Raw genomic sequence first — 15,102 nt, 5'->3', positions numbered from 1 at the left:
ATGTACGAAACAATCGAGCAGCTGCTCGCCAATAACGACATCTTCACCTTGAGCACAGTACTTGAGTACTGGGATGGCTTGGTGATGACGGTACAACTGGTATTCCTATCGCTGATTATCGGCTTAGTGCTGGCGATACCGCTGGCCATCTTGCGTACCTCCGAGAACTGGCTGGTGAATCGCAGTGTATGGCTATTCACCTACATTTTCCGCGGCACCCCCCTGCTTATCCAGCTGTATATCATCTACTACGGGGTGGCCTACATCGATGGCATTCAGCAATCGATGTTCTGGCCTATCGTGCGTGAAGCCTATGTACCGACCTTGTTTGCCTTTGTGTTGAACACCGCCGCTTATACCACCGAGATCTTCCGTGGTGCGATTGTGGCGACCGGACGAGGCGAGATTGAAGCGGCCATGGCCTACGGTATGTCGCGCGGTAAGTGCATGCGCCGGATTATCCTGCCGAGCGCGTTTCGCCGGGCTCTGCCTGCGTACAGCAACGAGGTGATCTTTATGCTGCATGCCAGCTCGATCGCCAGCGTGGTAACCATCATTGATATTACCGGTGCAGCCCGAGATGTGTATGCAAGGTACTATGCGCCATTTGAGGCCTTTACCTTTGCTGCGTTAATCTATCTGTGCCTGACCTTTATATTGGTGTTTGGCTTCAAGCAGTGGGAGAAACGTTGGCACCGCCATCTGAGGCCATTATCGAGTTAATTGAAAAAGGGGCGTCAGCCCCTTTTTTTCGCGACAGACTTTTTCACAGCTAACTTTTTTCAACCAGCTTTTTCGAAACCCGCTTTTTGGAAACCAAAACGGAGAATCCTATGAAACTTAACGGCCTCACCACCAAGATTGTCCATTACGACCGTATGCAGGGCGTTGAGTTCGGTGGTGTTCATGCGCCAGTGCATGCCTCAGTGCCCTATGCCTATGCCCAGAGCCAGGATTTGGTGGATGTATTTCAAGGCAAGCAAACCGGCCATGCCTATTCGCGCCAATCCACTCCCACGCTCGATTATCTGCAAGGTAAGCTGGCGATGATGGAGCAATCTGTTGGCTGCTTACTGTTTGCCAGTGGTATGGCGGCGATTACCACTACCTTTATTACCCTGCTTAAGGCGGGCGACCATATCATTGCAAGCCGCCACTTGTTTGGTAATACCAGCAGTGTGTTTGGCACCTTACGCGGCTTTGGGGTAGAGGTCAGCTTAGTGGATGCAACCGATGCCGCCAATATCGCAGCCTGCGCTCAAGAAAACACCAAACTGGTGTTTGTCGAAACCATCGCCAATCCGGCCACTCAGATTGCCGACCTGAAAGGTATTGGCGAGCTTTGCCAGCAGCACAGCTGGATCTATGTGGTCGATAACACCCTAACCAGCCCACTGCTATTCCAACCCAAATCGGTGGGTGCCAGCTTGATTATCAACTCCTTATCCAAGTATGTCGGTGGTCATGGTGCAGTCTTGGGGGGCTCGGTGAGCGACACCGGGCTATATGACTGGCAGGGCTACCCGAATATCTTCGAAGGTTATCGCAAGGGCGATCCCATGTTGTGGGGGCTCAATCAGATCAAGAAAAAGGGCCTGCGTGACTTTGGTGGCTGTTTGAGCTCGGAGTCGGCCCATAAGCTTTCGATGGGCGTGGAGACCCTTGCACTGCGCATGCAGCGCCAGTGCGACAACGCCCAAGCGTTGGCCGAGATGCTGGCAGCGCACCCTAAAGTGGCGCGCGTGTATTATCCGGGGCTGGCGGAGCATCCTCAGCATCAACGTGCGGCATCGTTGTTCAGCGCCTTTGGTGCCTTGGTCAGCTTCGATCTGTTAGATACGTATCAGCCAGTGGCCTTTTTGGATAGCTTGCATCTGGTGTTAAACGCCACCCACTTGGGCGACAATCGCACCCTCGCGCTGCCAGTAGCGCAAACCATCTACTACGAGATGGGCTTGCAAGCACGCCAGGCCGCTCAGATCAGCGAGAATATGATTCGTTGCTCGATTGGCATTGAAGACCAACAGGACCTGTTGGATGACTTCAAGCTGGCCTTAGAGGCGCTATAAACGAAGGCGGCCTAGTAGCCGCCTTATTTGAATTGCGCGCTTAACGACGGACTTAGGACTCGATCTTAAGCAGGCTAACATCGAAGATAAGCAGTGAGCCGCCGGGGATGCTGCCGATATTACGGTTGCCGTAGGCCAGCTTTGAGGGGATAAAGAAGCGGTACTTATCGCCTTCGACCATAAGCTGGAGGCCCTCGGTCCAGCCGCTAATCACTTGATTGAGGGGGAAGGTTGCGGGCTCGCCGCGCTCTTCTGAACTATCGAAAACCTGGCCATTGATAAGCGTGCCGTGGTAGTGAACGGTTACCGTTGAGCTGGCGCTTGGGTTGCTCTCGCCGCTGCCCTGTTCCAGTACCAAGTATTGCAGCCCTGAGGCCGTGGTTATCACTCCCTCTTTTTTAGCGTTTTCTTCTAGGAACAAACGCGCATGGTCGAGGTGGGCACCCGCTTGCTGGCTACTGCTGTAGCGGCGTAAAAACCAGAAGGCAGCGAGAAAAATTGCTACGATAACGATGTATTGCAATGTGCTTACCTCTCTAAATCGTTGGGGAGAGCATTAAACCAGAGCGGTTTAACGCGTCATTTTTTTTACAAACACTACCACAAACAGGGCAATAACAAAGCTTCCGGTGAACGCTTCCAAGGCGGCGACTAAGCGCGATAGCCCCACCGGGGTAAAGTCTCCGTAGCCGAGGGTAGTAAAGGTCACCACGCTGTAATACAAACACTCCGCCAGCGCGATAAGGTTCTGGGGTACACTGTGTTGTAGGTTAAAGCGTACGATCTCTCCGCTAAAGTGGATACCCATAAAAAAGTAACACAGCGCACAGATCGCGATAATCGTGGCGGAAGAGACAATCACCCGCGCGGGTACCTCGCCATAGCCGCAACCCACTTCAACCAGCTTGGAAAGCAAGCGATTAATGCAGTAGCGCGGTAGTTGCTTGCGGCGCATGGTGAGCTCTTTCACCAAGAAACAACCTGAGATGTTAAACAGCCCTTCGTGCTCGGCAGTCTTACGTAGGTTGCGGTAGATCTCTTCGCTTTGCTGGTAGTAATCCAGCGCGCTGGTATGGTCACCCTGTTTATCGGCGGCTACCGCCAGCTTCTCCTGCATAAGATGTTCGCCGACATTGATATGGTCGAACGCGGCTTGTTCGAGCTTGAGGCCCAGTAGGTTAGTGCCGCGCAGATCGGCATGGTTTAGGTTGGCACCGCGCAGATCGGCCTTCATCAAGCTGCCGTTGCACAGCTTTACGTTAAACAGGTGGGCACCACTCAGGCGAGCCCGGTAGAGGTCGGTCCCGCTCAAGTCATAGCCTTGCTTGCTGCCATGTTTGACTAAGTCGATGTCTTCGAGTTGAGCGCGCTTTAACTGTAGCCCGCGCAGCATGCCACCGTTGTGGGCAAACTGCTCGAGCTTGTGTTTGATATCGGGGCCTGATTTGTCTTGGTCCGGGTCGTGCCAAAAGCAAAGCCCACTGTCTAGGGCGGGCTGCTCACACTTGGCGCCAGAGCTGTCGTGATAAAGGCAACGTTTGATTTCTGGCATCGCTCTCCCCGGTGTTTAGACTACATCTTTCCTTTTACAACCTGCTCAAAATCGCGCTTCAGGGTTACGTAACGTTCCGCGTGATTGGTGTTGAGTTTCAAACCATCGAGTAACTTAATGGTGTGTTTACACTCACTGGCCAACTGAAGCCGCAGGTCTTTATCGTTGTTAACCAACAGCTTAAGGATAGCCTGAATTTTGTTGAGGATCGCACCGGTGTTACCGGGGGCGACTTGCAGGGCTTTATCGAAGTAGCTGACAGCCTCTTGGAAGCGGCCGTCTTCATAGCACTCAATGCCCATCTTATTGAACTCGCGGAACTGCCCGACTTTGAGCTCAAAGTTCTCATCTTCAAGCACTGACTGGGCGGAGCGCAGTGAGGATTTGTCCAGGCCCTCTCGTGATTTAAGTTCTTCGGCGAAGGGCATGGCGTACTCGTACTCACCCACCGAGTTCAGGGTTAAGAAGGTGTCTGGTAGTAGCTCGTTGCTCACTTGGTCAGGAGTAGAAAGATACTGCTCATTGCTATCAAATAGCACCCGCTTGGCTTTGTTTAACTCGCCCTTAGTGGCGTGCACGCGGGCCTGAGAGATCCCTTCAAAGGCATCAAAGTCGAAGCTCTCATCACGTCCTTCTTCACGACGCGCGTGGAACAGCACGGTGTTTACCTCATGCAGCAGGCGGTTTTTGCGGTATAGGTCGTCTTCGGCCTGCGCTTCGTCAATCAAGCTGCGGATGTAGTTGCACAGGTGGCGAGGGCCACGGTGCACCGAGCGTCGCGCCAGGTTGAGGATGATCGCAAAGGTCTCTTTCGCGATGCGCTGCTCGCCGGCTTCCACCGCGATATCAGCCAGCAGCTGTTGGCGTTCGATACTGAACGCGGCCATCTTACAGGCTTGCTGGGCGGTCTCCATGGCTTGCTCAAGTTGTCCGTCTTTCCAATAGGCGCGGGCAAGCCAGTCGTGCGCCATCATCAGCAGCGGACTTTGCGACAGTGTGGCCTTGAGGGTTTTGATTGCTTCTTGGTGCTCATGCTGCAGCAGCTGGACTTGGCCTAGTTTAGCTTGCGCCCAGGTTTGGTTACGCTCTTTGAGCATCGCTTGTAAACCGGCTTTAGCATCATCCAGCTTACCGGTGAGGATCTGCGCCTCAATAATCAGGTTTTGGCAGTAGCTCTTGTAGCGGGTGCCTGCTTCGATATGGCGCTGGGCTTGGGTGATTACGCGTGGGTAGTTTTTGTCCATCAGCTCAGAGAGCACATCTTTGAGTGATTGGCGCTTGGCGTGAGCCCTGGCTAAACGGTTGTGCAGCTGGAATTGCGAGAAGGGCTTGGCAATGAACTCGTCGGGCTCCATCTCCAGAGCGCTGAGCACCATGCTCTTGTTGTTGTCGCCGCTAATAATAAAGTACAGCGCGTCTACCTTGAGTAACTTGCGAACCCTTAGTTCTTCAAGTAACTGTCCACCGTTTTTTCCTGTTCCCAGATTGTAATCAACCAATAAGATATCGAAGTGATGCTTGCGGCAGGCTTGAACGGCAGCTTCGCCGGTGTTGGCAAAATGGATATCGGCAGCACCGAAATTTTGCAGCATCGCTTTGAGCATTACTTGGAACGCTCGCTGGTCGTCAACAATCAGAATTTTCTTGTCGTTGTAGTTATATTGACTTGCCATTTTCATCGTGAAATATGGATTTTTGCCTATCCTAGCATAACTTAGCGTAGGCGTAGCTAGTTGAACTGCAAAGCAAAGCTCACATTAACAGTGAGAAAAATAACACTTGCGGTGTAAAAGCGAATTGATCTACTATTGCCGTGTTGGCGGCAATTTTTTGCCGGTGACTACTGAGAAAAAGCCAAACCCGGAGCGATTCGGGGACGGAAAGTTACAGATCTCGCCTCGGCGAGATGGCTGAACCGCCTTGGTAAGTAGTGTGGTGATCCATCACTCTGCTAAGTAAGTTAGTCTATTTACCGTTTTTTACTTTCCGTTATGGTTGGAACGCCAAGCTGTAATTTGGCTTGGCGTCTTTTCATAACAAAGTAAATTCTCAGAATCCTCTTTACGGTGAGGGCGCCGCCAGGCGCCAAATTGCCTACCTCTTTTTTCAATATCCCCAAATGTAACCGCCTGTTCTGGGTCGCTTTCGCGTGCCCGGGTGTCGTCGTTTTAAAGTGACTTGTGGCGATTGCGCCTAGGTCTGGAGTGCGCGTTATCTGATGTACGTTCTAGGGTGGGTAATGTGAAAATGTTCATACCAATCAGAATAAGTAGATATTCAGATGTTGCGCAGGGAGAATCTTTGAGGCCGAGGAAGGGCTTGCCGTAACTAGTGGGCTAATTACAAAAGTGCTGACGCTGTCATCAAAGATTTTAACCAGCAAGGATGACCAGATACTTGTTCTGGTTGTTATCCGATCCCTGAAACGAGAAAAGCCGTCCAGAGGACGGCTTTTCAAAATGTGGTGGGGGGGGACGGATTCGAACCATCGAAGCTTTCGCGGCAGATTTACAATCTGCTCCCTTTGGCCACTCGGGAACCCCCCCGAAGTGCGAGGCGCATATTACCAGAACCGACTTTTCTGTAAAGCGCCAAATGTAAAAAAAACGCCGAATAGCGTCTGTTTGGTTAAAAGCTCATCATTGTGGTGCTTTATTGGCTGGTATGAGGGTGATTTATCAGAGTTTTACTGCAAATAGAGAGGGCGTGAACTGCTGCCGCTGTGGTGACGTAGCGAGTGCTAGTTCGATGTAAAGATTTGCCGCGGCTTGCCGATAGCATAAGCAACAAGCGGAGAGGCCATGCTAGCAGACAGTATTCGCTCCCATACTTTGTGTGACGAGCTACAACTAGGCGGACAACTAAACAGCTGTACCCATCAGGGTAACAAGGCTGCGTTCCACCTTATGCTCAGCATGCTTAGCCCTAACGTTTGTGACCAGCCGCAGTTTGATATGGTCAAGCCCGGCCCTGCTGAGCAAACCCTTAGCCTGCGCCAGCGCTTTCAGCTCGCTGAGCCGCGCACACTGCAAGCCCAGCCCCAAGACTATGCCCGTGAGGCCAGCTTTGCCCCGCTAAGCCAAGAATCCAGCCTCGCCAGCATTCGCCTGCAGCACGCGCTACAAGCCGGCCCGCTGCATGCTAATACCGATATCGCCGGCGTCGATGCCGAGGTGATGAACAACGTTGAGCTGTTAACTCGTGTTAAGCAGCAGCTGCGCTTTGATATGCAGACTGAAAACAAGCAAGTGGCGCTGGCTGCTCAAGCATCGGCAGATAAGGCCGTCACTGACGAAGTGATTGGTTCTGAGATGTATCGGGTAATGACCGATTTTGACTACGACAAGCCTCTAAAGCTTCATAGTTACGCCTGAGCATAAAAAAGCCCGGTACTAACCGGGCTTTGAATGTCGAGCTGGTGTAAATCGCTAGCGGAACACTACGGTGCGATTGCCGTACACAAACACCTTCTCTTCGAGCACTTGTTGTAGGGCGCGAGCCAGTACGGTTTTCTCCACATCGCGGCCTGCGCGTGCCATCGCTTCTGCGCTATAGCTGTGGTCTACGTGGATCACGTGCTGCTCAACGATCGGCCCTTCATCCAGATTATCGTTCACGAAGTGGGCGGTGGCACCGATGATCTTCACGCCGCGGTCGTAGGCCTGCTGATAAGGCTTGGCACCGATAAACGCGGGCAGGAAGGAGTGGTGGATGTTGAGGATCTTATTCTCGTAGTGCTGCACGAACTCAGGGCTCAAGATGCGCATGTACTTGGCCAGCACCACGTAATCGGGTTGGTATTGCTCGATCACCTCGCGCACCTGCATATCGTGCTCGGTACGCGACAAGCCGTCGTGACTGACGTAGTGGAAGGGGATGTCGAACTTCTCCACCAAGTCTTGCAGTGTGGTGTAGTTACCGATTACCGCGGCAATCTCCACATCCATATCACCAAACTTAGCCTTCATCAGCAGGTCGCCAATACAGTGGGCTTCTTTGGTCACCATGATGACGACGCGCTTTTTGCCTGCATTCACCAGGCGGCGGTGACTGCCTTCTGGCAGGGCATTGTCGAGTTCAGCCATCAGGGTTTCGTCGTTGAAGTAGCCCTCCAGCTCGGTGCGCATAAAGAAGCGCCCGTATTGGTTATCGACGAACTCGTTGTTCTTGATAATGTTCAACTGATGCTTGGCGCAGATATTGGTGATAGTCGCAATCAGTCCTTTTGCATCAGGACAGTCAGTCAATAAAATCTTCTTTTCCATGAATTGCCTATTTTGTGCTTGCTTGGTTAAGCCTTACCACAGCATTGTTTTAGTTTTTTACCGCTACCGCATGGGCAGGCAGAGTTGCGTTTTAAGCTAGCAGGGGAAAATTCGCCGTCGGTATAGTACCAGCGCCCGTCTTGTTTAACGAAGTTGGAGCGCTCATGCAGGATACCCAAGCCTTCACCTTCGCGGTAGTAGGCCTTGAATTCCACTATGCCTGTTTGTTCGTCCTGACTGCTACACGAGAAGATTACCTGTAAGCGATGCCACTGGGTTTGATCCTGCTTAAGGCCAAGCGCGAGATCGGCGCTGCGAAAGTCAGGGTGATGGGTGGCTACCAGATAGTCGGTGTTGGCTAAACAGAATGCACTGTAGCGTGAGCGCATAAGCGCTTCTGGGCTCGTGGCGAGCTGTTGTTGCTCTACCAGTGGCTGACAGCAATCGTGATAGGTTTGGCCGCTGCCACAAGGACACTGCACGCTGGTTCTCCGGTAATCTTCAGGAGCGGCATTCTATCAGGATGCGCGGTAGCTGTCAGCTGACTGTAAGCGTATCCAAACTTGGCAGCAGCTTGGCTACCAGTTGTGGATCGAGTCGTGTTCCCGCTTGTGACTCCAGCGCTTGTTTAAGCTCGGAAGGCTTGTGCTCCAACGCCGGATGAAGCGCTGAGATTAACGCACTTAAACGGGCAAACAAGTGGATCTCCTCGCCTTGCAAGCCCACAGGCTGGCCTTGTCCATCCCAGCTCTCGTGATGCTGATTGGCGATGCTAAGTGCCAGGCTCAAACGTTGCTGGTTAGTGGCTTGGGTAAGTTCATCGGGCAGTTCGCAGTGGCTGGCAAGTTTTTGCCACTGGGCCGGGTCGATTTGGCATTGGCTGAACAATGACTCGGGAATGCCAATACTACTGAGTCTGGCTATCCACGCCACTTCGACAAAACGCTGCTGTTCTGACTCGGACAGCCCGAGTATCGATACCACTTTTTCAGCGAGTGTTCGCAGCTCGCGCTGCTCTGAGTTGGGGCTCTCGATGGCATGGATAAGGCTGTTATTCAGTAGCTTGATCATCTCCAGCTGGCCTTTAGCGACCTTCTGCTCGAGGTGGCGTTGTTGCAGCTTTAAGGTTGCGCCATCAACCAACATTGCCAGCCCCTGCCAGGTACTCTCTTTTACCGGACGCTCACTTTCTAAATAGAAGTAGATATCTGGCTGGTCTGGGTAGCACAGATGAAATACCGCGGATTGGTTGTCGGTATAGTGACTGCAGCAGTCTTTGCAGCCGAGGATCTGTTCCTGCACTCGGCTGGGAAGCTCGGCTGCTGAGTGGGCTTGTTCCAGATAGGAGAGCTTTCCGGAGCTGGCCAACACCGTGACATGATGGCGAAACTCGGTGACAACCAACGCAGACAACTTTCGCGTGTCTGACTGGCTGAGCATATCGTCGAGAAGACGTTTGGCCAGTAGCCGGTGATCGTTGTCATCGGGTAGGGTGGTGGCCGAGCTAATCATTGCTTGCAGCTGACAACGCTGCTGCTTGAGTTCCAGCAGCTCTTGATAGGCCCTGAGTGAGGCGCACATCAAGGTATCGAGACTCACGCTGTTAAGCTCGGTTTTATTCTTGTAATCGCTGACGTCGTAGTCGCGGATCACCTGATGAGCCGGCGCTAAGCCCGGCTGACCGGTGCGCAGGATTAAGCGAATATCGTGGTTGTTTAGCTCATTGCGGATCTGGCTTATTAAATCGAGCCCGGCGTGGTCGTTCTCCATGACCACATCCACCAGAGCAACCGCGATATCGTCGTGCTCGCTAAGGATTTGGTAGGCTTGTTCGCCACTGTGGGCGTTTAAAAACTGCAGAGGGCGCTGTTGGTAGCGGAAATTAGAGAGCACCAGCTGGGTTACTGCATGCATCTCTTGATCATCATCCACCACCAACACTTTCCATGGTTCGGGAGTATCGTTACCGGGGGATGAAGAGGCCTTTAGATCATCGATTAGAACAAAATCTTCACTCATAAACTCGTGCATAGTACTTGTATTGCATTGATAAAATCTTAGCAGCAAAGTCGCCAAGCGAAAGGAAGCAGTAATGAACAAAGTGAACTGGGTAGCCTATTTGGCCCTGTATCTGTGTATGTTGAGCCCGATGTCAGCCAGTGCGGAGGGCCTTGCTAGTTGCGAACAAAGCAGCCGCGTTGCCTATAACCAGTGCCTCGATGAGTTGCTAGCGCACACCCAGCAGCAAGCCGATGCCGCCTATCAAGTGCGTAAGCAGCAAGCGATGGAATTGCAGCAAATAAGCAGTGGTGCTCAAGGGGTAGTGATGGCGCTGGAGCAAGCGCGGCTTAGCTTTGAAGCGTATCGCTATGCCCACTGCAACTGGCGTCGCCTCGAGATGGCCAGCGGCAGCGGCAGTGGCACAGAGTGGCGGGTTTGCCACTATGAAATGACCGCGCAGTGGTTGCAGCCGTTGGCTAGCGAGCAAGTGGCTGATGGAGCGAAAGAAGAAACAAAAGAAGAGCCCGCGGGTTAGCGGGCTCAGGCGGTTGTTTTAGCGAGCTGTTACTGGCTCGCTTTACTCCCCGTTTACTAGGGATTGGCCTTACGACAGCCCTCAATGGCTGGCGCAATCAACTGCAAGGCGCTTTGCTCGCAGGGTGGAAGCGAAACGTCTGAGCGGCCCAGCGGTTCAACGCGCTCCCCCCACTGCACCGTTGCAGCTCCCCAGGTCAGGCCTGCACCGAAGGCCGCCAATAGCAGCTTATCGCCGGGCTTAACGCGTTGCTGCTCCAGCGCTTCACAAAGGGCAATTGGCACGGTGGCGGCAGAGGTGTTGCCGTAGTGCTGGATGTTTACCATAACCTGCTCAGCGTTGGCATTCATCCGCTTCGCCAGCGCCTCGATGATGCGCAGGTTGGCTTGGTGGGGAACGATAAAATCGACATCTTCTGGCTGCCAACCCGATTGGGCTAGTACACAGGAGGTGGCCTCGCCCATGCCGCGCACTGCACGCTTGAAGATCTCTGGCCCTTCGAAGTTGAAGCTGTAGTAGGCATCGGCGTTGGCGAAGCGTTCCCGGTTGGTACCAAAGTCTGGCACGCTTAAGATGTCACGGTTTTCGCTGTCACAGCCCAGTTTAGCGCTGACAAATCCGGCATCGCCGTCGCTTGCTTCAAGGATTACCGCTCCGGCGCCATCGCCAAACAGCACCGCGGTGTCGCGACGTGTCCAGTCTAGTAACTGGCTCAAACGCTCGGCACCAATCAGCAAAATGCGCTGCATGGCGCCGCTTTGAATTAAGGCGGAAGCTGTTTGCAGGCCATACACAAACCCGGTACAGGCGGCGTTAAGGTCGAACACCGCGGCTTGCTGTGCACCCAGTAGCTGTTGTACGCGGCTGGCGCTGTTGGGAATGTTACTGCCCGGGGTGCAGGTACACACCACGATGGCATCCAGCTCGCTGGCTTGCAGCCCGGCGCAGGCCAGTGCCTGTGAGCCAGCCACATAACAAAGCTCGGCGACATCGACATGGGATACCCGGCGCTCTTTGATACCGGTACGCGAGCTGATCCACTCATCGGAGGTATCCATAAAGGTACTGAGGTCATGGTTGGTTAAGGTGGCTGGAGGAAGGCATTTGCCCCAACCGCTGATCACTGCTTTGCGCATAGTTACCCTGCTACTTGGATTGATTGGCTGATTATGCACAAGCCGCTGAGTGGGCGCAAAGTCGCACAGCAAATATCAATCGTTGCTTGAAAAATCTACCTCTTTAGGTGAGGTTTTGAGCAGGTTGTGGCATACTCGTCGCCTCAGATTTTAGTTATTGTTGTGAGAAGGCGAGGCCACGGATACTCACGTAGTTTGGAGTACGCCATGCCCATTGACCATCAAGACGCGCTATCCTCAGCATCAACCCCCTCCGGGGCGTTCGGCTCAGATACCCGCTATTTCGAAGTCATTGTCGACGCATTCGCTGGCAAATTTAGCTTGTTATCCTTCGGCGGGAAGTCTCAGCAGCGCCACTACGTTGCGGTTAACGGCGTTTCTGCTGATAGAGAACTTTCAGAGATCCAACAGCTGCTGCGACAACTGTTCGTATGGGAATTTAGCGAAGTGAGCGAGCTGCCAGCTCCCGCACAGCCGGATCCTGAAAAGTGGTTGCTGGTTGACGCCCGGGAAGTGAACGAACAAAGCGCTGATTCGATACCGGATATGCAGTTGTTCTAGGGTCCAAGGTCCGGGCCTAAGTTTCTCTTATTGGCGACAAGCCTATAGCCAGCACGAGCCCTCGCCAGCGCAGCCCAGACTAGGGCGATGCTGGCGAGTCACAATTGCTGTTTCAAACACAACGTTTACTCCGCAAACCTTCCACTCTCTCATGTGCTTCCCTGCCGTTTCTACAGGTAATACAGAGCGAAGTCCGCACAGGCTCTCACTGATAGGTCGATCAATATCTCATATTGGTTAGCTTTTTGTGGGTTATTGGTTGAAATATGGCGCGCTGTGATCAACCACGCTGTTTCGGCATTTGCTGATTGGTTAGCATTAATTAACGAGTTGAACAATTAATGCTCAGCCGTTTGCTGTGCCCATTGAGGGGGACCCATGTTTACCAAACAGCCCATTGCCAGCCTATCGGTGTTGGGACTCGCCAAGGCGTTTTCCGGAAAGACCGTGGTGAAAGATGTCTCATTCAGCCTCTATCCCGGCGAGATCGTCGCACTCGTTGGCGAGAACGGCGCGGGTAAATCCACCACCAAAAATATGCTGTGCGGTTTGCTGCCGCCCTCTGAGGGTGAGATTCAAGTGGCTGGGCAAACTGTTACGGTGGTGGACGGTAAGCAACATGGGATTGGCGCGGTGCATCAAGAGCTGAGCCTGTTTAGTAGCCTGAGTGTTGCCCAAAACATCTGTATCTCCGACCTTCCGGGAAAACCGGGGCGCATCGACTGGCCTGCTTGTCGGCAGATCGCCGAGCAGCAACTGGCTCAGCTCGGTGTTGATGTGGATGTGAATCAACGGGTCGAAAACTTGGGGGCAGGCAAACAGCAGATCGTCGAGATTGCCAAGGCACTGCTTCATGCCAGCAAGGTGTTGATCCTCGATGAGCCGACCACCTCACTGACCGCGCCTGAGCGCGAACGCCTGTTTACCTTGATGCGTCGCCTGAAAAAGCAGGGCGTTGCAATCATCTTTATCTCCCACTTTATGGACGAGATCTATCAGATGAGCGACAAGTTCATCTGCCTGCGCGATGGCCGCCAGGTGGGCAGTGGCAACATTGCCGATACCCCAAGGCGCGAGCTGGAGGAGATGATGGTGGGGCGTACCTTGGATGAAGCCAAAGTAACACTGACGCCACCATCCACCGAGCTGGCGGTGCAGGTTGAACGGCTAAGCTCTCACTACTTCCACGACATCTCGTTTTCCATCCGCCGCGGCGAGGTACTTGGCATTGCAGGCCTGATGGGGGCGGGCAGGACCGAGGTGGCGGAGACCTTGTTTGGCTTGCGCCCGTTTGAAGGGCGGCTGCTGGTCGATGGCGAGCAGATGATTAAACCCAACGTACGCCAGATGAAGCAACGCGGGGTGTGCTATCTAACCGAAGATCGCCGCCGCAATGGCCTGTTTGGTGTGCGCTCGGTAAAAGAGAACCTGTCGGCGGCCAAGCTCTCCCGCTTTGTACAACGCCGCGTAAAAGGGATGGGCTTTCGCGGGGAGGCCAGTCAAGCTCAAGAGTGGGTTGAGCAGCTCAACATCTCGGTTCCCTCCATCGATGAGGCGGTATCCAGCCTAAGTGGCGGCAATCAGCAAAAAGTCTTGTTGGGGCGCTGGCTGGCGACCCTGCCGCGGGTATGCATTCTCGATGAACCCACCAAGGGGGTCGATATCGGTGCCAAGTTCGAAATCCACAAAAAGATAGCGGCGCTGGCGGCGTCTGGTGTGGCGGTGCTGTTGGTGTCCTCCGACTTACCCGAGCTGCTGGACCTGTCCCATCGCATCTTGGTGATGCGCACTGGGCATATTGTTGGTGAGTTTGCCCGCGAGGACTTTGATGCGGTGGAGATTATCTCCCTGGCTGCCAGCTCGGCCTTTGAGAAGCAACGCGCCTAAAAGAATTAGCAGAGTGAGCAGAGTAAGGAGAGAGCCATGTCACTGAAACACCGATTGTCCGCTGTGAACTGGCTGCCGATTGCCGCTGCAACCTTGGTCGCCTGCATCTTGTTATCGTTGCTGTCGAGCTCGTTTATGAGTTACACCAACCTGCAATCGGTACTGGTACAAGCCAGCGTAACCGCCATTATGGCGATCGGCATGACCTTTATTATCGTAACCGCCGGCATCGATATCTCGGTCGGGGCCATCCTGTTTTTCACCTCATCGCTGTTTGCCAAGCTGATGATGGACACCGGCTCTTACACCTTGGCTTTCGCCTGCGCACTGCTATGCGCCACGGTGCTGGGCGCGCTCAATGGTGTGCTGATCATCAAGTACAAGATCACCCCACTTATCACCACGCTGGCCACCTACACCATGTATCGCGGTATGGCGATCCACCTAACTGGCGCACAGAACATTCCGGTGCCCCGGGAGATGGGCTTTTTGGGGAACGGTAAGCTGCTGAGCATTCCAGTCCCCATCTTGTTACTCGCAGTGGTGCTAGCGGTGGGGTTGTACCTCTTTAACGCTACTCGCTTTGGCCTATATGCCCGGGCCATCGGTAACTCGGCGCAGTCGGCGCGCGAGTCCAACCTGCCGGTTAACAAGGTCACGGTGTTCGCTTACGCCTTGGGCGGGATCACCACTGGCATTGCCGCGCTGATTCTACTGGCGCGCGTGGGGGGGCTGCAGTCGGGGATTGGCATTGGCATTGAGTTCACCGTGATAGCGGCGGTAGTGCTGGGGGGCACCAAGTTATCGGGCGGCGATGGCACCATCGTCGGTAGCGTGATTGGGGCGATTTTCCTGGTGCTGATCGACAACGGCCTGAACCTGATGAATGCCTCGCCCTATGTCTACGACATCGTGAAAGGCAGCGTGCTGCTGATAGCGGTGGTGATCGACAAGGTCTCGGTGACTCGCCAGCAGCAACATCTACTTAACCAACGCGCTGCCCGTATTCGGGCGACCGGCTAGGGCGACGGTTGCGCATAAAAAGAAATACCAAAACAGGAACACCATAAAAGAAACACTAAACGAGACAACCAAC

At 53.7% G+C, this 15,102-nt stretch carries 14 protein-coding genes, 1 tRNA gene and 1 riboswitch; of the genes, 7 read left to right on the top strand and 8 right to left on the bottom strand.

Translation table 11 applies throughout. The annotated features are described in order from the left end of the window. Both G461_RS0100630 and G461_RS0100625 read left to right on the top strand, forming a co-directional pair. Positions 1 to 723 carry an ABC transporter permease gene (locus G461_RS0100630; protein WP_026970350.1) on the top strand — a complete coding sequence of 241 codons (723 nt, stop codon included), beginning with the start codon at positions 1 to 3 and terminating at the stop codon, positions 721 to 723. A 110-nt stretch (positions 724 to 833) separates the two neighbouring features. Further along, a complete protein-coding gene (locus G461_RS0100625; RefSeq protein WP_026970349.1) occupies positions 834 to 2,069 on the top strand; it encodes a cystathionine gamma-synthase family protein in 1,236 nt (411 codons plus the stop codon). 52 nt (positions 2,070 to 2,121) lie between these two features. On the opposite strand, the gene bamJ is transcribed toward G461_RS0100625, so the two are convergent. From bamJ to G461_RS0100605, 4 genes are all read right to left on the bottom strand, one after another. Beyond that, positions 2,122 to 2,592: a BamJ family beta-barrel-assembly machinery protein gene (gene bamJ, locus G461_RS0100620; protein ID WP_026970348.1), complete on the bottom strand. Its 471-nt coding sequence runs from the start codon at positions 2,590 to 2,592 to the stop codon at positions 2,122 to 2,124. 48 nt (positions 2,593 to 2,640) lie between these two features. Beyond that, the gene (locus G461_RS0100615; RefSeq protein WP_026970347.1) at positions 2,641 to 3,621 is read right to left on the bottom strand and encodes a pentapeptide repeat-containing protein; all 981 of its coding nucleotides are present in this window, start codon (positions 3,619 to 3,621) and stop codon (positions 2,641 to 2,643) included. A 20-nt stretch (positions 3,622 to 3,641) separates the two neighbouring features. Continuing rightward, entirely contained in the window at positions 3,642 to 5,294 is a 1,653-nt protein-coding gene (locus tag G461_RS0100610; protein WP_169727211.1) for a response regulator, read from the bottom strand. A 170-nt stretch (positions 5,295 to 5,464) separates the two neighbouring features. Beyond that, positions 5,465 to 5,544, top strand: a riboswitch (cyclic di-GMP riboswitch). Between the two features lie 539 nt (positions 5,545 to 6,083). Beyond that, positions 6,084 to 6,167 (bottom strand) — tRNA-Tyr (locus G461_RS0100605). 255 nt (positions 6,168 to 6,422) lie between these two features. Here G461_RS0100605 and G461_RS0100600 point away from each other — a divergent pair. Further along, complete coding sequence (locus G461_RS0100600; protein ID WP_026970345.1) at positions 6,423 to 6,995, top strand: VC2046/SO_2500 family protein; 573 nt, start codon at positions 6,423 to 6,425, stop codon at positions 6,993 to 6,995. 54 nt (positions 6,996 to 7,049) lie between these two features. Here G461_RS0100600 and purU read toward each other — a convergent pair whose 3' ends face one another. Genes purU through G461_RS25290 form a run of 3 tightly spaced genes read right to left on the bottom strand, consistent with a single transcriptional unit; the run spans position 7,050 to position 9,905 of the window. Beyond that, positions 7,050 to 7,886 (bottom strand): formyltetrahydrofolate deformylase, encoded by an 837-nt coding sequence (gene purU, locus G461_RS0100595; RefSeq protein WP_026957292.1) that lies wholly within the window; start codon positions 7,884 to 7,886, stop codon positions 7,050 to 7,052. Positions 7,887 to 7,912: 26 nt separating this feature from the next. Continuing rightward, complete coding sequence (locus tag G461_RS0100590) at positions 7,913 to 8,368, bottom strand: YchJ family protein (RefSeq protein ID WP_026957291.1); 456 nt, start codon at positions 8,366 to 8,368, stop codon at positions 7,913 to 7,915. Between the two features lie 55 nt (positions 8,369 to 8,423). Further along, positions 8,424 to 9,905 carry an HD domain-containing phosphohydrolase gene (locus tag G461_RS25290; RefSeq protein WP_169727210.1) on the bottom strand — a complete coding sequence of 494 codons (1,482 nt, stop codon included), beginning with the start codon at positions 9,903 to 9,905 and terminating at the stop codon, positions 8,424 to 8,426. Between the two features lie 73 nt (positions 9,906 to 9,978). Between G461_RS25290 and G461_RS0100580 the strand changes: the two genes are divergently transcribed. Beyond that, positions 9,979 to 10,422 (top strand): lysozyme inhibitor LprI family protein, encoded by a 444-nt coding sequence (locus G461_RS0100580; protein ID WP_026970343.1) that lies wholly within the window; start codon positions 9,979 to 9,981, stop codon positions 10,420 to 10,422. A 56-nt stretch (positions 10,423 to 10,478) separates the two neighbouring features. Here G461_RS0100580 and G461_RS0100575 read toward each other — a convergent pair whose 3' ends face one another. Beyond that, on the bottom strand, positions 10,479 to 11,558 hold the full coding sequence (locus G461_RS0100575) for a ketoacyl-ACP synthase III (RefSeq protein ID WP_026970342.1): 1,080 nt from the start codon (positions 11,556 to 11,558) through the stop codon (positions 10,479 to 10,481). 207 nt (positions 11,559 to 11,765) lie between these two features. On the opposite strand from G461_RS0100575, the gene G461_RS0100570 reads away from it, so the two are divergent. The 3 genes from G461_RS0100570 (at position 11,766) to G461_RS22795 (ending at position 15,029) form a co-directional block, all read left to right on the top strand. Further along, entirely contained in the window at positions 11,766 to 12,119 is a 354-nt protein-coding gene (locus G461_RS0100570) for a hypothetical protein (protein ID WP_026970341.1), read from the top strand. A gap of 378 nt (positions 12,120 to 12,497) precedes the next feature. Then, positions 12,498 to 14,006, top strand: a complete 1,509-nt coding sequence (locus tag G461_RS0100565; protein ID WP_035478750.1) for a sugar ABC transporter ATP-binding protein — start codon at positions 12,498 to 12,500, stop codon at positions 14,004 to 14,006. Between the two features lie 36 nt (positions 14,007 to 14,042). Then, positions 14,043 to 15,029: an ABC transporter permease gene (locus G461_RS22795; protein ID WP_051333248.1), complete on the top strand. Its 987-nt coding sequence runs from the start codon at positions 14,043 to 14,045 to the stop codon at positions 15,027 to 15,029. Positions 15,030 to 15,102 lie beyond the last annotated feature (73 nt).

It is taken from the genome of Aliagarivorans marinus DSM 23064 (genome assembly GCF_000429485.1).
GTDB classification, from domain to species: domain Bacteria; phylum Pseudomonadota; class Gammaproteobacteria; order Enterobacterales; family Celerinatantimonadaceae; genus Aliagarivorans; species Aliagarivorans marinus.
The sequence above is the reverse complement of the archived record's forward strand: the minus strand, read 5'-3'. Positions and strand labels throughout refer to the sequence as shown.